The sequence below is a fragment of the Variovorax sp. 10L421 genome (genome assembly GCF_056395365.1).
The window spans coordinates 122177-145076 of sequence record NZ_JBFTJJ010000011.1 but is presented as its reverse complement, the minus strand read 5'-3'; the positions used below and the strand labels follow the sequence as shown (position 1 = coordinate 145076).

The 22900-nt window shown below is 66.7% G+C and carries 26 protein-coding genes; 14 read left to right on the top strand and 12 right to left on the bottom strand.

Features of this window, described 5'->3' with window-relative positions:
- Positions 1 to 3 precede the first annotated feature (3 nt).
- The 5 genes from AC1DFC_RS16475 to AC1DFC_RS16455 all read right to left on the bottom strand — a co-directional run bounded on the left by AC1DFC_RS16475 (position 4) and on the right by AC1DFC_RS16455 (position 6167).
- A complete protein-coding gene (locus AC1DFC_RS16475) occupies positions 4 to 195 on the bottom strand; it encodes a hypothetical protein (protein ID WP_478179596.1) in 192 nt (63 codons plus the stop codon).
- On the bottom strand, positions 195 to 2606 hold the full coding sequence (parC, locus tag AC1DFC_RS16470; RefSeq protein WP_478179595.1) for a DNA topoisomerase IV subunit A: 2412 nt from the start codon (positions 2604 to 2606) through the stop codon (positions 195 to 197). Before parC ends, AC1DFC_RS16475 begins: the two co-directional genes overlap by 1 nt.
- An 84-nt stretch (positions 2607 to 2690) precedes the next feature.
- Complete coding sequence (locus AC1DFC_RS16465) at positions 2691 to 3608, bottom strand: lytic transglycosylase domain-containing protein (protein WP_478179594.1); 918 nt, start codon at positions 3606 to 3608, stop codon at positions 2691 to 2693.
- Positions 3609 to 3622: 14 nt separating this feature from the next.
- The gene (locus tag AC1DFC_RS16460; protein ID WP_007835656.1) at positions 3623 to 5620 is read right to left on the bottom strand and encodes a DNA topoisomerase IV subunit B; all 1998 of its coding nucleotides are present in this window, start codon (positions 5618 to 5620) and stop codon (positions 3623 to 3625) included.
- Positions 5621 to 5711: 91 nt separating this feature from the next.
- Positions 5712 to 6167: a DUF2846 domain-containing protein gene (locus AC1DFC_RS16455; protein ID WP_007835658.1), complete on the bottom strand. Its 456-nt coding sequence runs from the start codon at positions 6165 to 6167 to the stop codon at positions 5712 to 5714.
- Positions 6168 to 6347: 180 nt separating this feature from the next.
- Here AC1DFC_RS16455 and AC1DFC_RS16450 point away from each other — a divergent pair, with 180 nt between their 5' ends.
- The 6 genes from AC1DFC_RS16450 (at position 6348) to AC1DFC_RS16425 (ending at position 11263) form a co-directional block, all read left to right on the top strand.
- Positions 6348 to 7574 (top strand): MFS transporter, encoded by a 1227-nt coding sequence (locus AC1DFC_RS16450; protein ID WP_007835659.1) that lies wholly within the window; start codon positions 6348 to 6350, stop codon positions 7572 to 7574.
- An 18-nt stretch (positions 7575 to 7592) separates the two neighbouring features.
- Positions 7593 to 7733 (top strand): hypothetical protein, encoded by a 141-nt coding sequence (locus tag AC1DFC_RS16445; protein ID WP_193386564.1) that lies wholly within the window; start codon positions 7593 to 7595, stop codon positions 7731 to 7733.
- A 13-nt stretch (positions 7734 to 7746) separates the two neighbouring features.
- Positions 7747 to 8316, top strand: a complete 570-nt coding sequence (locus AC1DFC_RS16440) for a class I SAM-dependent methyltransferase (protein WP_042673728.1) — start codon at positions 7747 to 7749, stop codon at positions 8314 to 8316.
- A gap of 78 nt (positions 8317 to 8394) precedes the next feature.
- Complete coding sequence (dapA, locus tag AC1DFC_RS16435; RefSeq protein ID WP_007835662.1) at positions 8395 to 9285, top strand: 4-hydroxy-tetrahydrodipicolinate synthase; 891 nt, start codon at positions 8395 to 8397, stop codon at positions 9283 to 9285.
- A 116-nt stretch (positions 9286 to 9401) separates the two neighbouring features.
- On the top strand, positions 9402 to 10481 hold the full coding sequence (gene bamC / locus AC1DFC_RS16430; RefSeq protein ID WP_007835664.1) for an outer membrane protein assembly factor BamC: 1080 nt from the start codon (positions 9402 to 9404) through the stop codon (positions 10479 to 10481).
- Positions 10482 to 10486: 5 nt separating this feature from the next.
- On the top strand, positions 10487 to 11263 hold the full coding sequence (locus tag AC1DFC_RS16425; protein ID WP_007835666.1) for an MBL fold metallo-hydrolase: 777 nt from the start codon (positions 10487 to 10489) through the stop codon (positions 11261 to 11263).
- Between the two features lie 79 nt (positions 11264 to 11342).
- Here AC1DFC_RS16425 and AC1DFC_RS16420 read toward each other — a convergent pair whose 3' ends face one another.
- The 3 genes from AC1DFC_RS16420 to AC1DFC_RS16410 all read right to left on the bottom strand — a co-directional run bounded on the left by AC1DFC_RS16420 (position 11343) and on the right by AC1DFC_RS16410 (position 13334).
- Positions 11343 to 11603, bottom strand: coding sequence for a hypothetical protein (locus AC1DFC_RS16420; protein ID WP_007835667.1), 261 nt, complete (start codon positions 11601 to 11603; stop codon positions 11343 to 11345).
- Between the two features lie 95 nt (positions 11604 to 11698).
- A complete protein-coding gene (locus AC1DFC_RS16415) occupies positions 11699 to 12202 on the bottom strand; it encodes a hypothetical protein (protein WP_007835668.1) in 504 nt (167 codons plus the stop codon).
- Entirely contained in the window at positions 12192 to 13334 is a 1143-nt protein-coding gene (locus AC1DFC_RS16410) for a cupin domain-containing protein (RefSeq protein WP_007835669.1), read from the bottom strand. The genes AC1DFC_RS16415 and AC1DFC_RS16410 overlap by 11 nt, the downstream gene beginning before the upstream one ends.
- A gap of 14 nt (positions 13335 to 13348) precedes the next feature.
- Here AC1DFC_RS16410 and AC1DFC_RS16405 point away from each other — a divergent pair, with 14 nt between their 5' ends.
- Positions 13349 to 13873, top strand: a complete 525-nt coding sequence (locus tag AC1DFC_RS16405; protein ID WP_478179593.1) for an FKBP-type peptidyl-prolyl cis-trans isomerase — start codon at positions 13349 to 13351, stop codon at positions 13871 to 13873.
- Positions 13874 to 13938: 65 nt separating this feature from the next.
- Here the strand turns inward: AC1DFC_RS16405 and AC1DFC_RS16400 are convergent, their stop codons facing one another.
- From AC1DFC_RS16400 to coaBC, 4 genes are all read right to left on the bottom strand, one after another.
- Positions 13939 to 14439 (bottom strand): outer membrane lipoprotein, encoded by a 501-nt coding sequence (locus AC1DFC_RS16400; RefSeq protein ID WP_007835672.1) that lies wholly within the window; start codon positions 14437 to 14439, stop codon positions 13939 to 13941.
- A 184-nt stretch (positions 14440 to 14623) separates the two neighbouring features.
- Positions 14624 to 15070, bottom strand: a complete 447-nt coding sequence (gene dut, locus AC1DFC_RS16395; RefSeq protein WP_007835673.1) for a dUTP diphosphatase — start codon at positions 15068 to 15070, stop codon at positions 14624 to 14626.
- Entirely contained in the window at positions 15067 to 15534 is a 468-nt protein-coding gene (locus AC1DFC_RS16390) for a hypothetical protein (RefSeq protein WP_007835674.1), read from the bottom strand. The genes dut and AC1DFC_RS16390 overlap by 4 nt, the downstream gene beginning before the upstream one ends.
- Positions 15534 to 16757: a bifunctional phosphopantothenoylcysteine decarboxylase/phosphopantothenate--cysteine ligase CoaBC gene (gene coaBC, locus AC1DFC_RS16385; RefSeq protein WP_007835675.1), complete on the bottom strand. Its 1224-nt coding sequence runs from the start codon at positions 16755 to 16757 to the stop codon at positions 15534 to 15536. Before coaBC ends, AC1DFC_RS16390 begins: the two co-directional genes overlap by 1 nt.
- A gap of 123 nt (positions 16758 to 16880) precedes the next feature.
- Between coaBC and AC1DFC_RS16380 the strand changes: the two genes are divergently transcribed.
- From AC1DFC_RS16380 to AC1DFC_RS16350, 7 genes are all read left to right on the top strand, one after another.
- A complete protein-coding gene (locus AC1DFC_RS16380) occupies positions 16881 to 18563 on the top strand; it encodes a CTP synthase (RefSeq protein ID WP_007835677.1) in 1683 nt (560 codons plus the stop codon).
- On the top strand, positions 18560 to 18850 hold the full coding sequence (locus AC1DFC_RS16375) for a DUF1330 domain-containing protein (protein WP_007835679.1): 291 nt from the start codon (positions 18560 to 18562) through the stop codon (positions 18848 to 18850). Before AC1DFC_RS16380 ends, AC1DFC_RS16375 begins: the two co-directional genes overlap by 4 nt.
- Before the next feature lie 48 nt (positions 18851 to 18898).
- Positions 18899 to 20182 carry a phosphopyruvate hydratase gene (eno, locus tag AC1DFC_RS16370; RefSeq protein ID WP_007835681.1) on the top strand — a complete coding sequence of 428 codons (1284 nt, stop codon included), beginning with the start codon at positions 18899 to 18901 and terminating at the stop codon, positions 20180 to 20182.
- A gap of 19 nt (positions 20183 to 20201) precedes the next feature.
- The gene (gene ftsB, locus AC1DFC_RS16365; protein WP_007835683.1) at positions 20202 to 20480 is read left to right on the top strand and encodes a cell division protein FtsB; all 279 of its coding nucleotides are present in this window, start codon (positions 20202 to 20204) and stop codon (positions 20478 to 20480) included.
- A gap of 165 nt (positions 20481 to 20645) precedes the next feature.
- Positions 20646 to 21239, top strand: coding sequence for a nicotinamide riboside transporter PnuC (pnuC, locus tag AC1DFC_RS16360; RefSeq protein WP_413333028.1), 594 nt, complete (start codon positions 20646 to 20648; stop codon positions 21237 to 21239).
- Positions 21236 to 21907 carry an AAA family ATPase gene (locus AC1DFC_RS16355; RefSeq protein ID WP_413333016.1) on the top strand — a complete coding sequence of 224 codons (672 nt, stop codon included), beginning with the start codon at positions 21236 to 21238 and terminating at the stop codon, positions 21905 to 21907. Before pnuC ends, AC1DFC_RS16355 begins: the two co-directional genes overlap by 4 nt.
- Before the next feature lie 28 nt (positions 21908 to 21935).
- Positions 21936 to 22898 carry a hypothetical protein gene (locus AC1DFC_RS16350; RefSeq protein ID WP_007830881.1) on the top strand — a complete coding sequence of 321 codons (963 nt, stop codon included), beginning with the start codon at positions 21936 to 21938 and terminating at the stop codon, positions 22896 to 22898.
- The last annotated feature ends 2 nt before the right edge of the window (positions 22899 to 22900 follow it).

Below are 22900 nucleotides of genomic sequence, written 5' to 3'. Positions count from 1 at the left end.
GGCCTACCCGCCCCGCTCCTTGCGCTCCCGCGCCCGGCGCACCTGCCGCGTCTCGTTCGCCTGCGAATCGATGCGGTCTTTCTCGCGCTTCTTCGCCGCCCGCTTTTCGCGCATGCGCCGGCCCAGCACATAGCTGCCGAAGCCGGTGACCACGGCAATGAAGATCCCGATGACGCTGATGTCGATGCCGCCCATCACTGCACCCGCACGATGCTCGACGGCTTGAAGCCGAGGTCGGCCGCCTTGCCCTTGCGTGCACGGCTGCCGCGCGCGTTGTTGAGTGTGCGGATTTCCAGCGTTTCATCGCGCTCCTTGCCGCCGCGGCCGATGCCCTCGATCTTCACGCTTCGCGTGTAGGCCGCGGCGCCGGCCAGGCTGTCCTTGGCCTCGAGGTCGATCAGCGTGAGGCCACGCCCCCCCTTCGGCAGGCTCTTGAGCTCGGCGATGTCGAAGGTCAGGATGCGGCCGCCGGTCGAGGCGCAGGCCACGTGCGTGGCGGCAGGCATCGGCTCGGCGCCGCTCGCGCCGCCCACCAGCGACGGACGGCACAGCTGCTCGCCCTCGCCCACGTCGATGAAGGCCTTGCCGCCGCGCTGGCGCGACATCATGTTCTCGACCGTGGCGATGAAGCCGTAGCCACCGGTGTTGGCAAGCAGCACGCTGGCGCCGACGGGGCCGGCGAAGAAATGCGTGACGTGCGTGCCGGCATCGAGCTCGATGAGCGTGGTGACCGGCTGGCCGTCGCCGCGCGCGCCGGGCAGCGAGGACACGGGCACGGTGTAGACGCGCACGCTCTTGTCCTTGGCACTGCCGAAGACCAGCAGCGTGTCGACGCTGCGGCATTCGAAGGCGCCGTAGAGCGAGTCGCCGGACTTGAAGCTGTATTCCGGCGCTGCGCCCTTCTCTGCGTTCGCACCGTTGCCCGCAGCCTTCTCGCTCGCCCAGCCCTTCTGCGCACGGACCCAGCCCTTCTGCGACACGATGACGGTGACGGGCTCGTCGACCACCTTCACCTCGGCCACGGCGCGCTTCTCGGCCTGGATGAGCGTGCGGCGCGCGTCCTCGAAGGTCTTGGCGTCGGCCTCGATTTCCTTCACGAGCAGGCGGCGCAATGCGGTCGGGCTGCCGAGAATGTCTTCGAGCTTCTTCTGCTCGTCGCGCAGGCCCGAAAGCTCCTGCTCGATCTTGATGGCTTCGAGCCGCGCAAGTTGGCGCAGGCGAATTTCAAGAATGTCCTCGGCCTGCCGTTCGCTGAGATTGAAGCGTGCGATGAGCGCGGCCTTCGGGTCTTCCGCCGCGCGGATGATCGCGATCACCTCGTCGATGTTCAGCAGCACCAGCTGACGGCCTTCGAGGATGTGGATGCGTTCCAGCACCTTGTTGAGCCGGTGCCGCGAGCGCTTCTCGACGGTAACCTCGCGGAACGCGATCCACTCGTTGAGCATCTGGCGCAGCGACTTCTGCGTGGGCTTGCCGTCGATGCCGACCATCGTGAGGTTGATCGGCGACGAGGTTTCGAGCGAGGTCTGCGCGAGCAGCGTGGTGATGAACTCGTCCTGGCTGATGCGCGAGGTCTTGGGCTCGAACACCAGGCGCACGGCCGCGTCCTTGCTGGACTCGTCGCGCACCACGTCGAGCACCGACAGCATCGCGGCCTTCAGCTGCGTCTGGTCGGCGCTCAGCGCCTTCTTGCCGGTCTTGACCTTCGGGTTGGTGATTTCCTCGATCTCTTCGAGCACCTTCTGCGTGCTGACGCCCGGCGGCAGCTCGTTGACCACCAACTGCCATTGGCCGCGCGCGAGGTCTTCGATCTTCCAGCGCGCACGCACCTTGAGCGAGCCGCGGCCGGTGCGGTAGGCATCGGCGATGTCGCCCGCGCTGCTGATGATCTGCGCGCCGCCCGGGTAGTCGGGGCCGGGCACGATGGCGAAGAGTTCTTCCTCGCTGAGCTTGCCGTTCGACTTGATCAGCGCCACGCAGGCGTCGGCAATCTCGCGCAGGTTGTGGCTCGGGATCTCGGTGGCAAGGCCGACCGCGATGCCGCTGGCGCCATTGAGCAGCGTGAACGGCAGCCGCGCGGGCAGCAGGCGCGGCTCTTCGGTGCTGCCGTCGTAGTTGGGAATGAAGTCGACCGTGCCTTCATCGATCTCGTCGAGCAGCAGGCTGGTGATGCGCGCCAGTCGCGCTTCGGTGTAGCGCATGGCCGCGGCGCCGTCGCCGTCGCGGCTGCCGAAGTTGCCCTGGCCGTCGACCAGCGGATAGCGCTGCGAAAAATCTTGCGCCATGCGCACCAGCGCGTCGTACGCGGCCTGGTCGCTGTGCGGGTGGAAGCGGCCGAGCACGTCGCCGACCACGCGCGCGCTCTTCACGGGCTTGGCACCCACGGTGCCGTTGGTGCCGCCGAAGCCCAGGCCCATTCGCGACATCGAGTACAGGATGCGGCGCTGCACCGGCTTCTGGCCGTCGGACACATCGGGCAGCGCGCGGCCCTTGACCACGCTGAGCGCGTATTCGAGGTAGGCGGTCTGGGCGTAGTCGGCGAGGGTCAGGGTCGTGTCGCCGTCGGTGGGCCCCTGGAGATCGAGCGGAGGTTGAGAGTCGTCCATGAATGAGAGGGAAAGAAAAACAGTTGCTTGAGGCTGCGCGCCTTGTTTGCGGTCGCGAGGACGGTACTTGGCAGTCCCCGGAAGTCAGGACAACGGGGACGGCGGCGCGGTGGCGCCCGGCTCGGCCGCGCCGGTCGGCACGTCGGGCAGCTCGGGCATCGTCGGAGCGCTGCGCGGCGATTCGGAGGGCATGTTGCCGCGGCCGATCGCGCCGCCCTTTGGCACCGCCATTTCCATGCGGATGCGCCCCGGCGTCCTGCCGCCGCCACTGCCACCCCGAAGGTTTCCGCCCACCGTCACTGCCGAAGGCTTCAGGTACGCATACAACTGCAGCACGGTCTGTACATAGTTCTGCGTTTCCTTGTAGTTCGGGATCTTGTTGCCCGCACGCTGCACAGCCCCCTCGCCTGCGTTGTAGGCAGCCAGCGCGAGCTCGATCTGTCCCGGGAACATCGCGATCAGGTCACGCAGGTAGCGCGAGCCGGCGGCGATGTTGATGCGCGGGTCGAACAGCTTCTTCTCGATGGTCACGCGCTTGTCGGCCGACACGCCATAGCGCTGAGCCGTCGCGGGCATCAACTGCATGAGACCCATGGCGCCCTTGGGCGAGACGGCCTGCGCGTCGAAGCCCGACTCGGTCGCGACCAGGGCCTGGAGCAGTTCGTAGTCGATGTCGTGCTTGTTCGATGCGTCGCGCAGGGCGGACTTGGCGGTCTTGTAGCCGGGCGAGGCCTCGAACATGGCCAGCAGCGACTGCGACGCGGCCGGCACCTTGCCGTCGAGCTTGCGGGCGCCGCGGCCCAGCGGAGAAAGGCCCTGCGCCGTGTCGAAGCTCTGGCCGCCACGGAAGAAGACCTGGTAGCGCTCGTCGACCTTCTCGGCGGCGAAATGCGCCACGCCCTTGCTGTCGACGTAGCCGTAGATGTCAGCGGCGTGCGCCGCCTCCTGCTGTGTACACAGCAGGAAGGCCGAAAGCAACAACGAACGCTTGAAAGCTGACATGCGTGGTGGAGGAATCAGACGTCGATGTCGACATCGTCGGCCCGCAACTCCATGAGTTCGCGCCGCGCTGCCGCTTCGCCCTTGCCCATGAGCTTGGTGATCTCGCCCTGGGTGGCCGTAAAGTCGAACCGCCCCAATTGGACCTGCATCAGGCGCCGGGTGTCTGGATTGAGCGTGGTTTCCCACAATTGTTCCGCGCTCATTTCGCCCAGCCCCTTGAAGCGGCTGATGCTCCAGGCACCTTCGCGGACGCCGTCCTTGCGCAGTTTGTCGAGCGTGGCGGTGAGTTCACCTTCGTCCAGCGCATAGACCTTGGAGGCCGGTTTCTTGCCGCGCGCGGGGGCGTCGACCCGGAACAATGGCGGCTTTGCAACATACACGTGGCCGGCTTCGATCAATTTCGGAAAGTGCCGGAAAAACAAGGTGAGCAGCAGCACCTGGATGTGCGAGCCGTCCACGTCGGCATCGCTCAGGATGCAGACCTTGCCGTAGCGCAGGCCGCTCATGTCGGGCGTGTCGTTGGGGCCGTGCGGGTCGACGCCCACGGCCACCGAGATGTCGTGGATCTCGGTGTTGGCGAAGAGCCGGTCACGTTCGACTTCCCAGGTGTTGAGCACCTTGCCGCGCAGAGGCAGGATCGCCTGGCTTTCCTTGTCGCGGCCCATCTTGGCGCTGCCGCCGGCGGAGTCGCCCTCGACCAGGAAGACTTCGTTGTGGCTGATGTCCTTGCTCTCGCAGTCGGTCAGCTTGCCGGGAAGCACGGCCACGCCGGAGCCCTTGCGCTTCTCGACCTTCTGGCCGGCGCGCTGGCGCGTCTGCGCGGCCTTGATGGCCAGCTCGGCGAGCTTGCGGCCATAGTCGACGTGCTGGTTGAGCCACAGTTCGAGCGCGGGGCGCACGAAGCTCGACACCAGGCGCACCGCGTCGCGCGAGTTCAGCCGTTCCTTGATCTGGCCCTGGAATTGCGGGTCGAGCACCTTGGCGCTGAGCACGTACGAGGCGCGCGCGAACACGTCCTCGGGCAGCAACTTCACGCCCTTGGGCAGCAGCGAGTGCAGCTCGATGAAGCCCTTCACGGCGGTGAACAGGCCGTCGCGCAGGCCGCTTTCGTGCGTGCCGCCGGCGCTGGTGGGAATCAGGTTGACGTAGCTCTCGCGCACCGGCTGACCGTCTTCCGTGAAGGCCACGCACCAGTCGGCGCCCTCGCCTTCGGCGAAGTTGTCGGCGTTCTTGTCAGCGTGGCCGCTGCCTTCGAACAGCGGAATGACGGGGTCGCCGTTGAGCGTCTGCATGAGGTAGTCGCTCAGGCCGCCCTTGTAGAGCCACTGCTGGGTTTCCTTGGTCTTCTCATTGACGAGCGTGACGCTCACGCCAGGCATCAGCACGGCCTTGCTGCGCAGCAGGTGCGTGAGCTCGCCCATGGGAAGCACGGCGGTCTCGAAATACTTGGCGTCGGGCCAGGCGCGCACGGTGGTGCCCTGGCGGCGCTCGCCGGCCTCGAGCTTGCGGATTTCGAGCGCCTCGATCACGTCGCCGGCACTGAAGGCCAGCTTGGCAACGGAGCCTTCGCGGTGCGAGGTGACTTCGAGCCGCTTGGACAACGCATTGGTCACCGAAACGCCCACGCCGTGCAGGCCACCCGAGAAGCTGTAGGCACCGCCCGAGCCCTTGTCGAACTTGCCGCCCGCGTGCAGGCGGGTGTACACGAGCTCGATCACGGGGGCCTTTTCTTCGGGGTGCAGGCCGAACGGAATGCCCCGGCCGTCGTCTTCGATGCTGGCCGAGCCGTCGGCATGCAACGTGACCTTGATCTTCTTGCCATAGCCCGCCAGCGCCTCGTCGGCGGCGTTGTCGAGCACTTCCTGGATGATGTGCAGCGGGTTGTCGGTCCGGGTGTACATGCCCGGGCGCTGCTTCACGGGCTCGAGGCCCTTGAGCACGCGGATGGAGCCTTCCGAGTAGCCGGACGATGCGGACGCTGAACTGGGGGGAGTCTTGAGGGGAGTCGCCATGGGGGCGGATTGTAGTCAGTCGCCACCAAATGACTGGATACCCATACAGGAACCTTCGACCGGAAGCCGAAGGTTTGCACGATGACCGGACTTACTTGTTGATGATGGCCTGGCCGGTATAGGCCAGCGAGGCGAGTTCGGGCCTGGCCTTTTCGGCCGGCTCGAGGTCGAGAACGATGCTGCCGATCACCAGGCCGAACGATGGCGACATGCGCACGTATTTGGTTTCGCCGGCTTCCAGGGGTATGCCGAGCGTCTTCCCGGCGTCGGTCGTGGTCGCGGCCAGGTAGGTGCCGGCCGGACGGTCCACGTAGAAGAAACCACCAGACTTCGATGCGCCCACCACCACCTTGTTGAGGCGGATGAGGGGCTGCAGTGCCGAGCCGTAGGGTGTCGCCGCGCGGAAGAAATAGATACGGCCCTCGCCTGATTTCACGGCGGGAATGGTGCCGGCCATGTCCTGGTGCTTGACGCCAGTGCTGGCGCAGCCTGCGGCGAGGATCGTCAGCGCTGCGAGCGCGGCGAACTTCAAGGCGGTTCTTCTCATTGTCTGGATTCCTTGTGGGGAAGTGCGCTGGAGCACAAATGTAACAAATCACACACAAGGGTTTGCGGGGCCCTCACCGGTTTTGATGCACCGGTCGCATCAAAGCCACCTCGATAAATCATCAATGCCGTCGGCCGACCTGCCGCCTGCCGAAGCCCTCAAGTCGCTACATTCGACGCGATGCAAGCCCCAGCCCCCGTCCTCTCCATCAAGCAAGTCCTGTTCTGCGGGGCCATGATCGTCACGTTGTCGATGGGCATCCGCCACGGCTTCGGGCTCTGGCTGCAGCCGATCACGCAGGCGCAGGACTGGAGCCGGCAGACCTTCTCGTTCGCGCTGGCGGTCCAGAATCTTTCATGGGGCATCTTCGGGGTGTTCGCGGGCATGCTGGCCGACCGCTTCGGCGCGTTCCGGGTGCTGATCGGCGGCTCGGTGTTCTATGCGCTGGGTCTGCTCGGCATGGCGCATTCGCCGACGCCGCTGCTCTTCACGCTGAGCGCGGGCGTGCTGATCGGCGCGGCGCAGGCGGGCTCGACCTATGCAGTGATCTACGGCGTGATCGGTCGGCAGATTCCGGCCGAACGGCGATCGTGGGCGATGGGCGTTGCGGCGGCGGCCGGCTCCTTCGGGCAGTTCCTGATGGCGCCCATCGAGGGGCGATTGATCGGCCACCTGGGCTGGCAGACGGCGCTTGCCGTGGTGGCGGTGCTGGTGCTCGTGATCATCCCGATGGCCTTCGGCCTGCGCGAACCGAAGACGTCCGCGCTGGCCGGGCACCGCGAACAATCGGTGCTGCAGGCGGTGGGCGAGGCTTTCCGCTATCCGAGCTTCGGGCTGCTGATGGCGGGGTACTTCGTCTGCGGCTTCCAGCTTGCATTCATCGGCATCCACATGCCAACCTACCTGCGCGACCGGAGCCTGCCGGCCGAAGTGGCGGGCTATGCGCTGGCGCTGATCGGGCTGTTCAACGTGTTCGGCACCTACACGGTGGGGCTGCTGGGGCAGAAGCTGGCCAAGCGCAAGATCCTGGCGGCGATCTATTTCGCGCGGGCCGTGTCGATCGCGCTGTTCCTGCTGGTACCGATCTCACCGCTCAGCGTGTATGTGTTCTCGGCGGCGATGGGCTTCCTGTGGCTGTCGACTGTGCCTGCGACCAATGCGATCGTGGCGGGCATCTTCGGCGTGGCGCACCTGTCGATGCTCAGCGGCTTCGTGTTCCTGAGCCACCAGGTGGGCTCGTTCCTGGGCGTGTGGCTCGGCGGCTACCTGTACGACACCACGGGCAGCTACGACATCGTCTGGTACATCGCGGTCGCGCTGGGCGTGTTCGCGGCGCTGATCAACCTGCCGGTGAAGGAAAGCGCCATCTCGCGCTCGTCGCCACAGCCGCTGGGGGCCGCGGGCTGATTGCGTATAAACACGGCCATGACTTCGCAAATGCGCCACCACATCGTCCACGCGGGCTGGCTGACCGCCGCGCTGGCAGTGCTGGGCGGCGTGTTCGCGCTTTACGTCCACCCGGACTTCCTCGTGACGTTGGTCGACCAGATCTGGTCCTGCTTCTGAAGCCCGCCCCGCCATGAAAGATGCTGTACCGATGCACGGCCTGTCCGCGCCTTCCGAATGGATCGTTCGCTGGACGCACCTGCTCGCGCCCGGCGCCACGGTGCTCGACGTGGCCTGCGGCGCCGGGCGGCACATGCAGTGGTTCGCGGGCCGCGGGCATCCGGCCACCGGTGTCGACCGCTCGCCTGAAGCCATAGCGGCGGCCGGCGCCTTCGGCCGCACCGTCTCGGCGGACATCGAGTCGGGCCCCTGGCCCTTCGCCGGCCAGGCCTTTGGCGCCGTGATCGTCACCAACTACCTCTGGCGCCCGCGCATGGCCGACATCGTGGCCGCGGTGGCACCGGGCGGCGTGCTGCTCTACGAAACCTTCGCGGCGGGCAACGAGACCGTCGGCAAGCCCTCGCGCCCCGACTTCCTGCTGCAGCCCGGCGAACTGCTGGCGGCCTGCACCGGCCTGCGCGTAGTGGCCTACGAGGACGGCTTCATGCCCGAACCTGCGCGCTTCGTGCAGCGCATTGCCGCCATCCGCCCCGCCGGCAGCAACGACGGCCAGCCGCCCCGGCACCTCCTTGCGGGAAACTGAGGGGGTTGGGGCGGCTGTCTTGCGGCACGCCGGAGTAAGTAGAATCGGCACTTTCGTCCACCGACAAAGAGATTCCCCTTGGAGCAACTGACAGGCAGCATCGTCGCGCTCGTCACGCCGATGCACGACGACGGCAGTGTCGACTACCCCGCCCTGCGGCGGCTCATCGACTGGCACATCGAAGAAGGCACCGACTGCCTCGGCGTGGTCGGCACCACCGGCGAATCGCCGACGGTCGATGTCGAAGAGCACTGCGAAATCATCCGTGTTTCGGTCGAGCAGGCCCGGGGCCGCGTGCCCGTGATGGCCGGCTGCGGCGCGAACTCGACCAAGGAAGCCATCGAGCTCGCCAGGTTCGCCAAGGGCGTGGGCGCCGATTCGCAGCTCCAGGTCGTGCCGTACTACAACAAGCCCACGCAAGAGGGCCAGTACCAGCATTTCAAGGCCATCGCCGAAGCCGTGGGCGACCTGCCCGTCGTGCTCTACAACGTGCCCGGCCGCACCGTTGCCGATATGGCGCACGACACCGTGCTGCGACTGGCGCAGGTGCCCGGCATCATCGGCATCAAGGAAGCCACCGGCAACATCGAGCGCGCCCAGTGGCTCATTCGCGACCTGCCTAAGAACTTTGCCGTCTATTCCGGCGACGACCCGACCGCGGTCGCGCTCATGCTCTGCGGCGGCCAGGGCAACATCAGCGTCACGGCCAACGTCGCGCCGCGCAAGATGCACGAACTGTGCGTGGCGGCACTGGCGGGCGACGTCAAACGCGCCATGCAGATCCAGTTCGAGCTGATGCCGTTGCACCGCAACCTGTTCGTCGAGCCCAACCCGATCCCGCTGAAGTGGGCCATGGCGCGGCTCGGCCTGTGCGGCGGCACGCTGCGCCTGCCGCTCACCGAACTCGGCGAAGCGAGCCGCCCCGCGGTCGAAGGCGCCCTGCGCGCCACCGGCCTGCTGAAGGGCTGAGCATCCTTTCCCCTGGCTGCAGCAAGGTTAAGCAACCTTTTGCCCGAACCGTGCTCTGAGATGGCGGGCACTGCGGCCCCTAGATTGACCGAACCATTCCAACAAGGAAGACGACGTTGAAGAACCTTTCGCGACTTGCACTGCTGGCCCTCGTTGCCAGCCTCGCCGCCTGCTCCGTCCTCGAGAGCGACAAGATCGACTACAAGAGTGCAGGCAAGGCCCCGACGCTCGAAGTCCCACCCGATCTCTCCCAACTCTCGCGCGACAACCGCTACGCCATCCCCGGCGGCGCCGTGACCGCCAATGCCTACCAGGCCGGCATCGCCAACGCCCCGGGCGTGCCCACCGCCGTGAGCAACCTCGGCGACGTGCGCATGGAGCGCTCGGGCACGCAGCGATGGATCGTCGTCAACCGTACGCCCGACCAGCTCTGGGACCCGGTGAAGGACTTCTGGCAGGAAAGCGGCTTCCTGCTGACCACCGACCAGCGCAACCTGGGCATCATGGAAACCGACTGGGCCGAGAACCGCGCCAAGCTGCCGCAGGACATCATCCGCGGCACGCTGGGCAAGCTGGTCGACTCGGTCTACTCGACCGGCGAACTCGACCGCTTCCGCACCCGCCTGGAACGCACGCCCAACGGCACCGAGATCTTCATCAGCCACCGCGGCATGCAGGAGGTCTACAACAACTCGCGCCAGGACCAGACCGTGTGGCAGCCCCGCCCCAGCGATCCTGAGCTCGAGACCGAATTCCTGCGCCGCCTGATGGTCAAGCTCGGCGTCTCGCAGGAGCAGTCGAAGATCCTGGCCGCCACCACCGCGACGACCAAGACCGCCACCGTCGCCAAGGTCGGCAACCAGCCGGTCGTGCAGATCAGCGAAGGCTTCGAGCGCGCATGGCGCCGCGTCGGGCTCGCGCTCGACCGCACCGGCTTCACCGTGGAAGACCGCGACCGCAGCGCCGGCCTGTACTACGTGCGCTACGTGACCCCCAACCCCGACAAGAAGGAGCCCGGCTTCTTCGGCAAGCTGTTCAGCAGCTCGCCCAAGGACGAAGCACCGATCAAGTTCCGCATCTCGGTCAAGGGACAGGGCGAAGCCACGACGGTGTCCGTGCTCGACGCAGCCGGCGCACCTGAAACCTCGGCCAACGCCGAGCGCATCGTCAAGGTCATCGCAGACGACCTGAAGTAACCCGCATGCTCCGCTTCCGAAGCCTCGGCAGCGGCAGCACGGGCAACGCCGCGCTGGTCGAAGCGACCAGCGCCGGCCGCACCTCCCGCCTCCTGATCGACTGCGGCTTCGGCCTCAAGCAGCTCGATCTGCGGCTGGCCCAGGCAGGCCTCGCCGCCAGCGACATCGATGCGGTCTTCGTCACGCACGAGCACGGCGACCACATCGGCTGCGCCCATTCGCTGTCGCGGCGCAACCGCATCCCCGTCTGGATGAGCGAAGGCACGTGGCTCGCCACCGGCGGGCGCGATTTCGAGGGCCTGCTGAACCTGGCGCGCGACGACGCCGAGTTCGAGGTCGGCGACATCTGCGTGCAGCCCTTCACCGTGCCCCACGATGCGCGCGAGCCGCTGCAGCTTCGCTGCACCGACGGCAACCGCACGCTGGGCGTATTGACGGATCTGGGCCACGCCACGGCCCACGTGCTGGCCCGCCTGAGCGGCGTGCATGCGCTGCTGCTGGAGTTCAACCACGACAGCGATCTGCTGGCCAATTCGGCCTATCCGCCATTTCTCAAGCATCGTGTCGGCGGCAACTACGGCCACCTGTCGAACACGGCCGCCGCAGAGATCGCACGCGCGGTGCTGCACGACGGCTTGCGCCACGTGGTGGCTGCGCACCTGAGCGAGCAGAACAACCGACCCGAGATCGTGCGCCGCCTGATGGCCGAGGCCCTCGGCGGCGACGAGGCCGAGATGCTCACCGCCACGGCATCGCAGGGCTCGCCCTGGCTCGACGTATGAGCCGCGCGATCCTCACGCTCTCCTAAGAAAAAAAGCCGCCTCGTGGCGGCTTTCATCATGGCGAGTGCCGAGGCCTGGCCTATTGCTTCGGCGCTTCGTTCTTCTTCGCTGCCTCGGTGGCTGCGTTCGCCGCGTCGAGCGCGGACGATGCGCCGGGCGCCGGCGTTGCCGCCCCCGATGCGGCCGGATCGGTGGCAGGTGCAGGTGCAGGCGCGGGTTCGGTCACGGGCGCAGGAGGCGGCGTCACGACAGCCGGCGCAGCATCCTCCTTCTTTCCGCAGGCGACGAGCGCGGCAGCGGCAATCAGCGAGGCAACCAGGACGGACGATGACTTCTTCATGGAATCTCCTTTGGCAATGAAGGTCTGGAACGAAAAAAATTCTAGACCTGCCCACCTGTCCGAATATGTCTCGCGGCCGCATTCGCGGCATTGGCTTACAAGCCCAATGTCGATGCCGGAAACGCCGGCCGCGCGATGCGCCAGCATTCGTCGATCGATTCGCGCAAGGCGCGGCGGGCGGGCGCATCGGTGCCGCTCACGCCGCGGCTGCGCTCGGGGTCGATGCGATGCACGAACCAGGTGGGCGTCCAGATGGCGCTGGGCACTTCGGAGCCCGCGGCCTTGCCGGTCGCGCGGCATTCGATGATGTGGTCCCACATGCGGCGCCACGGCACGAAGCGCGCGTGGCCGCGTTCGAGTACATCGAAGCGCTGGGCGAGCAGCACGAAGCGGCGGCCGCTTGCCGACCAGGCCTGCAACGCCTCGATGCTCGCGCGCTCACCCAATGGCCAGTCGGCAAAGTCGGGGTCGCTGAAGACGATCTCCTTCCAGCCCTCCCGCGCGGCGGCCGACAGTGCGGCACGCAGGATCGCATCGAAGGCTTCGCGGCCATCGAAGCGGCCTTCGCTCAGCGGCGCTCCGGTGTGATCATTCGGCATGAAGCCAACCTGCCTCGCACCATTCGACAAGCAGCGCGAGAGCGCCTTCGCTGGCACGGGCCAGCTCGCGGGAATCCAGCGCGCGCCGGTCGGCAAGGCGGCGCATCAGCGTGGCGTCGGACCCTCCCGCGCGAAAGCTCTCGCCGTTGATGTAGATGTGCCGCGTGTCGTAGAGCATGCGCGTGCGGCGGTCGAGTGCCACGCGCTGCATTGCATCGGGTGCATCGCCGCCTTCGCCGAACCAGACATTGGCCTTGGGCTCGGTGAGCGACTCGCCCAGTGCGCGGTCGACGGCATCGGCATCGCGCAGTGCGGCCTCGATGGCCTTGCGGGCGAAGCCCTGCAATGCGGCGGGCATCTGCGCGGGTGCATCGACTGCCGGCTGCATCGGGTCACGGTAGCGCGCCAGCTCGGCAGGCCCCGCATCTTCCAGGTCTTCGGCGTACGCCTGCGCCATGCGCGCCAGCAGGTCGGCGCCGAGTTCGCCCAATGCGGACGAACGCAGGCCGATGGAACAGGTCATGCAGTCGTCACCCACGGCCACGCCGTCGTGGGCATAGCGCGGCGGCAGGTACAGCATGTCGCCGGGTTCGAGCACGAAGGTCTGCTCGGGTTCGAAGTTCTCGAGGATCTTGAGCGGCACGCCCGGCTGCAGGCGCAGGTCGCTCTGCTTGCCGATGGACCAGCGGCGACGCCCCTGCGCCTGCAGCAGAAACACGTCGTAGCTGTCGAAATGCGCGCCGACCCCGCCGGTATCGCTGGCATAGCTGATCATCAGGTCGTCGAGGCGAGCGTCGGGCAGAAAGCGAAACTGCTGCAACAGTTCGTGTACGCCTTCGTGATGCAGGTCGACGCCCTGCACCAGCAGCGTCCAGGCTGGTTGCTTCAACGGCGGCAAGGCACGCCGGGCCAGCGGCCCATGCTTGAGCGACCAGCCGGCCTTGCCATGCCGGATGAGCCGCGATTCGACCTCCTCGCGTTCGGCCAGCGCGAACAACGCAGCACGTTCGATCGGTGGCACCATCGCGGGTATCGCCTGTCGGACGAGCAAGGGTTTTTTCTGCCAGTGCCGCCGCATGAACTGCGCGGCACTCAGGCCGCCGAGCAATGGCAGGGGTTGATTGATCTCCATGGGAGAATTCTGCAATGGAAATCTCTGAACAATGCGTGGTCGGCCTGACCTGGACCATGAAAGACACGCTCGGCGACGTGCTGGACGTGCTCGACGAGCCGGTGGAATTCATGGTCGGCGGCGACGACCTCTTCGACGTGATCGAAGCGGCCCTGCAAGGCCATGAGCCCGGCGCCCGGGTGCAGCTGCAGATCGAACCCGAACAGGGCTTCGGCGACTTCAACGACCAGTTGCTCTTTCTGGAACCGCGCTCGCTTTTTCCCGAAGGCACGGAAGAAGGCATGACCTTCGACGGCTCCGCCCTTCCCAAGGGCGTGAACAGCGACATTCCGAAAGACACGATCTACACCGTGGCCGAGATCTATCCGGAGCACCTGGTGCTGGACGGCAACCATCCGCTGGCAGGCATCGCGATCCGGCTCGACATCACGGTGCGCTCCGTGCGCGAGGCCACCGAAGAGGAAGTCGGCCGCGGCTCGGCGGGCACGGGCTTCTTCAAGGTCGCGCCGATGGCGCCGGGCAACCATACGCTGCATTGAGGCTCCGTCAGCCAAAAAAAAGCCGAGCATGCTCGGCTTTTTTGCGTACGGAAGATCGTCGACGGCTACATGCGCGAGATCTGGCCGTTGTCGATGCGCACACGGTCGCCGATGCGCAGGTCGCCCGGGCTTTGCACATCGAAGGCGCGGTAACCGCCGTTGTCGGTCTGCACCGACACGCGATAGGTTTCATAGGCACGTGGCCCGTTCTGCTGAGCCTCGATGGTGTTGCCCAGCAGGGCGCCGCCCACGATGCCCAGCGCGGTGGCCGCTGCACGTCCATTGCCGCGCCCGAACTGGTTGCCCACCACACCACCGATGACCCCGCCGGCGACAGCGCCGCCGCCGGTGGTGCCGGTGCCGGCTGTTTCGCTGCGCAGCACCTCGATGTTGGCCACGTGGCCGTACTCGACGTAGGAAGCTTCGCGGTACTGGATGGCCTGCGGGGGCGCCTGGTACGGATAGCGCGAGGTCTGGTAGACGGGCGCAGGTGCCACGCATGCCGTGAGCGTGGCCACGGCCAGCACGGAAGCGGTGACGGAAACAAAGCGCATTGAGATCTTCATGTTGGAGGCTCCTCGGATAGAACAGTGCACGAATGATGAATGCATGCACCCTGCGTGTGCCTGACTAACGCCGCAGCGTCCGCCGCGATGACGCCAGAACACACACTGAAACCTTCGAGGCCGCCCGGCCTTCGCCAGTTCCAGTCTTTACCGCCCCGAAACTCAGCTTCCCTTCAGCATTTGCTCAATGTTTGCCCGTGGAGCCGTAGCCGCCCTCGCCGCGTTGCGAAGGTGCAAAGTCTGTGACCACCCGAAATTGCGCCTGTACCACGGGGACGATCACCAATTGGGCGAGCCGCTCCATCGGCTGCAGCACGAAGGGTGTGTCGCTGCGGTTCCAGGCGCTGATCTTCAGTTCGCCCTGGTAGTCGCTGTCGATCAGGCCGACGAGGTTGCCGAGCACGATGCCGTGCTTGTGGCCCAGCCCCGAGCGCGGAAGGATCAGCGCCGCATAGGCCGGGTCGGCCAGGTGGATCGCGATGCCCGTGCCCACCAGCTGCCAGCCGTTGGGCTCCAGCGTGATCGGGGCATCGAGGCAGGCCCGCAGGTCGAGGCCGGCGCTTCCAGGGGTGGCATATGCGGGCAATTGATCCACCATGCGCGGATCGAGGATACGGACGTCGACTTTCACTTTTGCTTGCTGCCTTGCTTCTGTTGCTGTTCTCTTTGCTTGCGGGCCGCCTCTTCCAGCACCTGCTGCCATTTGGCGACGCCGGGGGTGAGCTTCACGCCCTTCAATTTCTTGCCGAACCAGATGGCCACGCCCGCCAGCAGGAGCAGCACGCCGAAAGGCACGCCGGCGGCCCACAGCACGAGGAACACCAGCGCGCCGACGGCGCCCAGCACCTTGAGGGTCAGGGGGTCGAAGGAGCCAGGCTCCTTCTTCGGCACTTCGCCATTCGGCAGTTCTGCGCTGCGCTGCATGGCCGCGCTCACCGGCCCCTGCTGGCCGGGTGACGGGCCCATGCCGACGTCGAGCCCGGGCTCGCCCTCTTTCGCCGCCCGCTTCGGCAGCGCGGCCTGCGCCGACAGCCGCTCGACATAACGGGCGAAGTCGCCGTTCGGCGGCGTGTTCCACTGGGGATGGGGATTCATCAGGCCCTCCAGTCGGGAAGTCGGGCGGCAATCTCGGCCATGAGTTCTCGCGCCAGCGTGAGCTTGGGCGCGCGCGGGAGCTCGCGCACGCCCTTGGCATCCACCAGCAGCAGCGCGTTGTCGTCCTGCCCGAAGGTCAGCGGGCCGATGTTGCCCACCAGCAGCGGAATGCCCTTGCGCTCGCGCTTGGCCTTGGCGTGCTCGGCGAGGTTCTCGCTCTCCGCCGCGAAGCCCACGCAGAAGAGCTTTCGGGCCTGTGCCCGCTCGCTCTTGGCAACGCTCAGGAGGATGTCGGCGTTCTCGACGAACTCGAGCACCGGCGTCTTGCCGCTGCCGTCCTTCTTGATCTTCTGATCGCTCTGCGTGGCCGGACGCCAGTCGGCCACGGCGGCAGTCGCTACAAAAATGCTAGCAGATTGCGCGGCATGGGTGGTCACTTCGAGCATGTCCTGCGCCGACAGCACGTCGACGCGCGTCACGCCGCGCGGGGTCGGCAGATGCACCGGGCCGGCCACCAGGGTGACCTCGGCCCCCGCCTCGCGGGCCGCGCGGGCGATGGCAAAGCCCATCTTGCCGGACGAATGGTTGGTGATGCCGCGGATCGGGTCGAGCGCCTCGAAGGTCGGGCCGGCCGTGACCAGCACTTTCTGCCCCGCCAGCAGCTTGGGCTGGAAGAAGGCCGTGATGTCCTCCAGCAGTTGCGCAGGTTCGAGCATGCGCCCATCGCCCGTTTCGCCGCAGGCCTGCCAGCCGCTGCCCACGCCCAGCACGGTTGCGCCGTCGGCCGCCACCTGCATCAGGTTGCGCTGGGTGGCGGGGTGGGCCCACATCTCGCGGTTCATGGCCGGCGCGATCAGCAGCGCAACGCGGTCCATCGGGCGGGCCAGGCACATCAGGCTCAGCAGGTCGTCGGCGCGGCCCTGCACCAGGCGAGCGATAAAGTCGGCGCTGCATGGCGCCAGCACGATCGCATCGGCCTCGCGACTGAGGTTGATGTGCGGCATGTTGTTGGGCTCGCGCGTGTCCCACTGCGAGGTGTAGACGGTGCGGCCCGAGAGCGCCTGCATGGTCACCGGGGTGATGAACTCCTCGGCCGCCTCGGTCATCACGACCTGGACAGTAGCCCCGGCCTTCACGAACAGCCGGCACAGCTCGGCCGACTTGTAGCAGGCGATGCCTCCGGTGAGGCCAAGGACGATGTGTTTGCCGGCGAGATCTTGCATGGGCCGTATTGTTGCTCATAGGCCATCGAACAAACGGCAACAAGCCCTTGGCGGGGGGTGTCGCAAAGGGCACATCTATAATCGCAATTTCCCACTGCCCGGATTCACGCATCCGGAACTGGCATGACCAAATTTGTCTTCGTCACCGGTGGTGTCGTATCTTCCCTTGGCAAGGGAATCGCCTCCGCCTCGCTCGCCGCGATCCTCGAATCGCGCGGCCTCCAAGTCACCCTCATCAAGCTCGATCCGTACATCAATGTCGACCCCGGCACGATGTCGCCCTTCCAGCATGGGGAAGTGTTCGTCACCGATGACGGCGCCGAGACCGACCTCGACCTCGGCCACTACGAGCGCTTCATCAACACGCGGATGCGCAAGGCCAACAACTTCACGACCGGCCAGATCTACAAGACCGTGCTCGAGAAGGAACGCCGCGGCGACTACCTCGGCAAGACGGTGCAGGTGATCCCGCACATCACCAACGAGATCCAGGAATACATCAAGCGCGGCGCCGGCATCGGCACGGCGCACGAGGTGGACGTGGCCATCGTCGAGATCGGCGGCACCGTGGGCGACATCGAGTCGCTGCCCTTCCTCGAAGCGGTGCGCCAGATGAGTCTGCGCAACGGTCCGAACAACTCGGCCTTCGTGCACCTGAGCTACGTGCCCTGGATCGCCGCCGCCGGCGAACTCAAGACCAAGCCGACGCAGCACACCGCCAAGGAACTGCGCGCCATCGGCATCCAGGCCGACGTGCTGCTGTGCCGCGCCGACCGCCCGATTCCCGACGACGAGCGCGCCAAGATCTCGCTGTTCTCGAACGTGCCCGAATGGGGCGTGATCTCCATGTGGGATGTGGACACCATCTACAAGGTGCCCCGCATGCTGCACGAACAGGGCCTGGACGGCCTGATCTGCGACAAGCTGCGCATCAACACGCCGCCCGCCAAGCTGCAGCGCTGGGACGACCTGGTCTACGAGGTCGAGCATCCGCAAAAGGAAGTGTCGATCGCCATGGTCGGCAAGTACGTCGACCTGTCGGACAGCTATAAGTCGCTCAACGAGGCCCTGCGCCACGCCGGCATGAAGAACCATGCGCGCGTGAAGATCGACTACATCGACTCCGAGACCATCTCGGCACAAGACGTGTCGCGCCTGGCCAAGTACGACGCCATCCTGGTGCCCGGCGGCTTCGGCCAGCGCGGCGTCGAGGGCAAGATCTCGGCGGCCCGCTTCGCCCGTGAAGGCAAGGTACCCTACCTCGGCATCTGCCTGGGAATGCAGGTTGCAACCATCGAGTACGCCCGCCACGTGGCCGGCCTCAAGAACGCCAACAGCACCGAGTTCGACCCCGAGACGCCCACCCCCGTGATCGCGCTGATCACCGAGTGGAAGGACCGCGACGGCACGGTGAAGACGCGCGACGAGAAGTCCGACCTCGGCGGCACCATGCGCCTGGGCGCGCAGAGCTCCGACGTCACGCCCGGCACGCTGGCCCACAGCATCTACGGCGACGTGGTCACCGAGCGTCACCGCCACCGCTACGAAGCCAACGTCAACTTCCTCGACGAACTGCGCAACGCCGGCCTGGTGATCTCCGCGCTCACGCAGCGCGAGCATCTGACCGAAATCGTCGAGCTGCCGCAGGACGTGCACCCGTGGTTCATGGGCGTGCAGTTCCACCCCGAGTTCAAGTCGACGCCATGGGGCGGCCACCCGCTGTTCAACGCCTTCATCAAGGCGGCGCTCGACCACAAGGAAAAGGGCGCGGGCAGCACCAACAAGACGTTGAAGGCTGTCGCATGAGCAGCGGCTACGTCATCGCCCACGTCGAGGTCACGAACCCGACGCAGTACGAGGAATACAAGAAGTGGTCCAGCGCCGCGATGCAGGCGCATGGCGCCGAAGTGTGCGTGCGCGGCGGCCAGGTGCAGCCGCTCGAGGGCGACTGGAAGCCCACGCGCGTGGTGATCCTCAAGTTCCCCAGCTTCGAGAAGGCCAAGGCCTTCTACGAGACGCCCGAGTACCTCAAGGCACGCGAGGCGCGTGCCGGCGCCGCGATCATGAACATGATCGCCGTCGAGGGCCTCTGATCCCCATTTATTCATCCGCCAAAGAGACCAGAAAGAGAAAGACAGAAGATGAGTGCAATCGTTGACATCGTCGGCCGCGAAATTCTCGACAGCCGAGGCAACCCCACCGTCGAGTGCGACGTGCTGCTCGAATCGGGCACCATGGGCCGCGCGGCCGTGCCCTCGGGCGCATCGACCGGTTCGCGCGAGGCCATCGAGCTGCGCGACGGCGACAAGAGCCGCTACCTCGGCAAGGGCGTGCTCAAGGCCGTGGAGAACATCAACACCGAGATCTCGGAAGCCGTGCTGGGCCTCGACGCCAGCGAACAGGCCTTCCTCGATCGCACGATGATCGACCTCGACGGCACCGACAACAAGGCCCGACTGGGCGCCAACGCCACGCTCGCCGTGTCGATGGCCGTGGCACGCGCCGCGGCCGAGGAATCGGGCCTGCCGCTGTACCGCTACTTCGGCGGCATGGGCGGCATGCAGTTGCCGGTGCCGATGATGAACGTCATCAACGGCGGCGCGCACGCCAACAACAGCCTGGACCTGCAGGAGTTCATGATCATCCCCGTGGGCGCCAGGAGCTTCCGCGAGGCCGTGCGCTACGGCGCCGAAGTGTTCCATGCCCTGAAAAAGATCCTGGGCGATCGCGGCATCAGCACGGCGGTCGGCGACGAAGGCGGCTTCGCCCCCAGCGTCGAGAGCCATGAAGCAGCCATCCAGCTGATCCTGGAAGCCATCGACAAGGCCGGCTACACCGCCGGCGAACAGATCGCCCTGGGCCTCGATTGCGCGGCCAGCGAGTTCTACAAGGACGGCAAGTACGTGCTGTCGGGCGAGAACCTCTCGCTCACGGCCGAAAGCTGGACCGACATGCTCGCGAACTGGGTCGACAAGTACCCGATCATCAGCATCGAGGACGGCATGCACGAAGGCGACTGGGACGGCTGGAAGCACCTGACCGAACGCCTGGGCAAGCGCGTGCAGCTGGTGGGCGACGACCTGTTCGTCACCAACACCAAGATCCTGCAAGAGGGCATCGAGAAGGGCATCGCCAACTCGATCCTCATCAAGATCAACCAGATCGGCACGCTAACCGAAACCTTCGCCGCCATCGAGATGGCCAAGCGCGCGGGCTATACCGCCGTCATTTCGCACCGATCGGGCGAAACCGAGGACAGCACCATCGCCGACATCGCCGTGGGCACCAACGCCGGCCAGATCAAGACCGGTTCGCTCTCGCGTTCGGACCGCATCGCCAAGTACAACCAGCTGCTGCGCATCGAAGAAGATCTCGGCGACATCGCCGTGTACCCCGGCCGCGGCGCGTTTTACAACCTGAAGTAACGCCCGGACGCCACGCGGCATGCGCGCCCGCCTCGTTCCTCCGATCGTCCTGTTGCTCCTGCTGGCCATCCTGCAGTGGCAGCTCTGGAATGGGCGCGGCAGCGTGCGCGACGTGGCCCAGCTGCGCACCAAGCTGGCCGACCAGAAAGAAGCCAACGCCAAGGCCACGCTGACCAACGAGCGCCTGACCTCCGAGGTCAACGACCTCAAGAACGGCCTCGAGATGGTCGAGGAGCGCGCGCGCGCGGAGCTCGGCATGGTCAAGCCGAACGAAGTGTTCGTACAGATCGCTCACTAGGATGACCCTCAGTCTTCGCGCACTTCGTGTCGCTTCGCCAACCCCCTTCCAGGGGGCGACACCAGCGGCCCGGCAAAGCCGGTTCCGCGGTGTCCCACGCACAGACTGCGACGGTGCCCTCCGGGGGAGAACCTGATCCTCGAGCTTCTCTCGGCCCCTGCATTTCTGCTGTGGGGCTCTCCTGTCAGCTGGCTCGAACTCGTGGCCTCGCTCCTGGCGCTCGTCATGGTCGGCTGCAACATGCGCGAGATTCACTGGGGATGGCCGCTGGCCATCATCAGTTCGCTGCTCTACGTCGTGGTGTTCGCCAAGGCGCGCATCTACGGCGATGCCTCGCTCCAGGTCTTCTTCGCTTTCGTCGCCCTATGGGGCTGGTCGCAATGGCTGCGCGGCCACCGGGCCGACGGCAGCGCCTTGCATGTCGCCCGGCTCTCGCCGCGCGGCATCGCTTTCACTCTAGCCGCCTGCGCACTGGCATGGCCGGCCGTCGCCCTCTTCCTGCGCCGTTTCACCGACACCGACGTGCCCTGGTGGGACGGCTTCGCCACCGGCCTGAGCCTGGTCGGGCAGTTCCTGCTCGGGCGCAAGTTCATCGAGAACTGGCTGATCTGGCTGGCCGTGAACGTCGTGAGCGTGGGCCTGTTCATCCACAAAGGGTTGTGGCTCACCGTGGGCCTGTATGCGGTGTTCGCCGTGCTCAGCGTGGCCGGCTACGTCGCGTGGCGGCAGCGCATGCCGGCCGAGGCGGTACGCGCATGACGCCCACGTTGCCGACCGGCTGTGTCATCGCACTCGTGGGCGCCGAGAGCACCGGCAAGACCGAGCTGGCCCGCGCCATCGCGCAGCGCCTGAAGGACCGCGGCACGCCGACGATGCTGGTGAGCGAGTACCTGCGCGAATGGTGCGAACGCGAAGCCCGCACGCCGCGCCCCGACGAGCAAAGGGCCATCGCCGAAGAGCAGACCCGCCGCATCAAGGCCGCAGCCGCCTCCGGCGTAGTGGTGGCCGACACCACGGCGCTCATGACGGCGGTCTACAGCGAGCAGCTGTTCGCCGACACCACGCTCTACGACAGCGCGCTGGCCGCGCAGCGGCGCTATGCCATCACGCTGCTCACTGCGCTCGACCTGCCCTGGATGGCCGACGACATGCGCGACGGCCCGCATGCGCGCCAGCCCACCGACACACTGGTGCGCGCCGCGCTCGCGGGCGCGAAGCTCTCGTACGCCGTGGTGCATGGCACGGGCGGCGAGCGGCTCGCCAATGCCTGGAACGCCATCAATTCCATCGCCGGCAGCGAGGGCCGGCCCCGCACGCGCACCCAGTCCGACGCGAAGCCCGCCTCGTGGTCATGGCCTTGCGAGAAGTGTTCCGACCCGGAATGCGAACATAAGCTTTTCAGCGACCTGATCGTGCGCCGCGAGTAGCGCGCCCCATCCCATCACCGGAGACCCGATGCCTCTTCGTTCCGTCGCGCGTGTCGCCCTGATCTGCAGCGCCTTCGCCGCGCAGCTGCCGGCCACCGCAGCCCCTGTCGCCGCCACCGTCGAGAACGGCACCACGACCACCGCCTGCGCAGAGGAAGACAACGTGTCGCTGACCTTGCGCGGCGACGGGATCCGCCGCCTGCGCATCGAGGCACTGCAGCCCGACTACCTCGACAAGGTCGGCAACGACGTCACCAAGCCCGACTTCTCGGGCTGCAACTTCGACGGCGGGGCCCACCCGACCGACCCGGCGCACCACTTCCGCAAACGCACCGTCGTGCTGATGGACAACGCGCAGTGGCGCATCGTCGGCATGACACTGCCCACCTTCTGGCGGCCGCAGCGCGTGCCCGTGCAGATCGGCAAGCGCAAGGACGGCGGCTTTCACTTGCTGCAGGTGTTCAAGAAGGAGAACGGCAAGGCGCTCGAAACGATCGTTCTCTACCCGTCCGATGGCTACTGGCGCATCAAGCCGCTGCCCGAGGCTCGCTTCGGCGACGGGGCGTATGGCTCGTCGTTCCTGCTCGGCCCGGTCGAGGCGGCGGCGCGGCCGGTGGTGAACATCGCGTCGATCCGCATCGTGCCCCGGCCGCTGGCCATCCAGGTGCGCTTCACCGACGGCGGCAGCGCCGTGGTGCGCGTGGACGAAATCAGCCGCGCACGCACCGCGCTCGACGTGACGCTCTCGAAGCCCACCGCGAGCGCTCAGCCCTTCGCGGTGCTGCGCTCGATGTACGTCGCGCCCGACAACGCCGACGTGAGCGAGGTGCGCTGGCAGTCAGCGCCGCAGGCCGCCGCGCAGGTGCTGCCGTTGCCCGATGTGAAGAGCCTTCGGGTCACGCAGGTGCGCTTCGGCCGCAGCCTGCCGTCGAAGCACAACACGAGCGCGCCGGACATCGCGTTCGGCGGATTCGACGACTCGGCGCGATAAAA

Excerpts from the sequence above, each read along its gene's own strand:
- AC1DFC_RS16440 (WP_042673728.1), top strand. The coding sequence starts at position 7,747 with ATGAAAGATGCTGTACCGATGCACGGCCTGTCCGCGCCTTCCGAATGG.
- AC1DFC_RS16460 (WP_007835656.1), bottom strand. The coding sequence starts at position 5,620 with ATGGCGACTCCCCTCAAGACTCCCCCCAGTTCAGCGTCCGCATCGTCC.
- AC1DFC_RS16400 (WP_007835672.1), bottom strand. The coding sequence starts at position 14,439 with ATGAAGATCTCAATGCGCTTTGTTTCCGTCACCGCTTCCGTGCTGGCC.
- AC1DFC_RS16450 (WP_007835659.1), top strand. The coding sequence starts at position 6,348 with ATGCAAGCCCCAGCCCCCGTCCTCTCCATCAAGCAAGTCCTGTTCTGC.
- AC1DFC_RS16445 (WP_193386564.1), top strand. The coding sequence starts at position 7,593 with ATGACTTCGCAAATGCGCCACCACATCGTCCACGCGGGCTGGCTGACC.
- AC1DFC_RS16455 (WP_007835658.1), bottom strand. The coding sequence starts at position 6,167 with ATGAGAAGAACCGCCTTGAAGTTCGCCGCGCTCGCAGCGCTGACGATC.
- AC1DFC_RS16375 (WP_007835679.1), top strand. The coding sequence starts at position 18,560 with ATGAGCAGCGGCTACGTCATCGCCCACGTCGAGGTCACGAACCCGACG.
- AC1DFC_RS16350 (WP_007830881.1), top strand. The coding sequence starts at position 21,936 with ATGCCTCTTCGTTCCGTCGCGCGTGTCGCCCTGATCTGCAGCGCCTTC.
- AC1DFC_RS16355 (WP_413333016.1), top strand. The coding sequence starts at position 21,236 with ATGACGCCCACGTTGCCGACCGGCTGTGTCATCGCACTCGTGGGCGCC.
- AC1DFC_RS16410 (WP_007835669.1), bottom strand. The coding sequence starts at position 13,334 with ATGGAGATCAATCAACCCCTGCCATTGCTCGGCGGCCTGAGTGCCGCG.
- AC1DFC_RS16415 (WP_007835668.1), bottom strand. The coding sequence starts at position 12,202 with ATGCCGAATGATCACACCGGAGCGCCGCTGAGCGAAGGCCGCTTCGAT.
- AC1DFC_RS16475 (WP_478179596.1), bottom strand. The coding sequence starts at position 195 with ATGGGCGGCATCGACATCAGCGTCATCGGGATCTTCATTGCCGTGGTC.
- coaBC (WP_007835675.1), bottom strand. The coding sequence starts at position 16,757 with ATGCAAGATCTCGCCGGCAAACACATCGTCCTTGGCCTCACCGGAGGC.
- AC1DFC_RS16405 (WP_478179593.1), top strand. The coding sequence starts at position 13,349 with ATGGAAATCTCTGAACAATGCGTGGTCGGCCTGACCTGGACCATGAAA.
- AC1DFC_RS16420 (WP_007835667.1), bottom strand. The coding sequence starts at position 11,603 with ATGAAGAAGTCATCGTCCGTCCTGGTTGCCTCGCTGATTGCCGCTGCC.
- AC1DFC_RS16380 (WP_007835677.1), top strand. The coding sequence starts at position 16,881 with ATGACCAAATTTGTCTTCGTCACCGGTGGTGTCGTATCTTCCCTTGGC.
- AC1DFC_RS16390 (WP_007835674.1), bottom strand. The coding sequence starts at position 15,534 with ATGAATCCCCATCCCCAGTGGAACACGCCGCCGAACGGCGACTTCGCC.
- AC1DFC_RS16425 (WP_007835666.1), top strand. The coding sequence starts at position 10,487 with ATGCTCCGCTTCCGAAGCCTCGGCAGCGGCAGCACGGGCAACGCCGCG.
- ftsB (WP_007835683.1), top strand. The coding sequence starts at position 20,202 with ATGCGCGCCCGCCTCGTTCCTCCGATCGTCCTGTTGCTCCTGCTGGCC.
- AC1DFC_RS16465 (WP_478179594.1), bottom strand. The coding sequence starts at position 3,608 with ATGTCAGCTTTCAAGCGTTCGTTGTTGCTTTCGGCCTTCCTGCTGTGT.
- eno (WP_007835681.1), top strand. The coding sequence starts at position 18,899 with ATGAGTGCAATCGTTGACATCGTCGGCCGCGAAATTCTCGACAGCCGA.
- parC (WP_478179595.1), bottom strand. The coding sequence starts at position 2,606 with ATGGACGACTCTCAACCTCCGCTCGATCTCCAGGGGCCCACCGACGGC.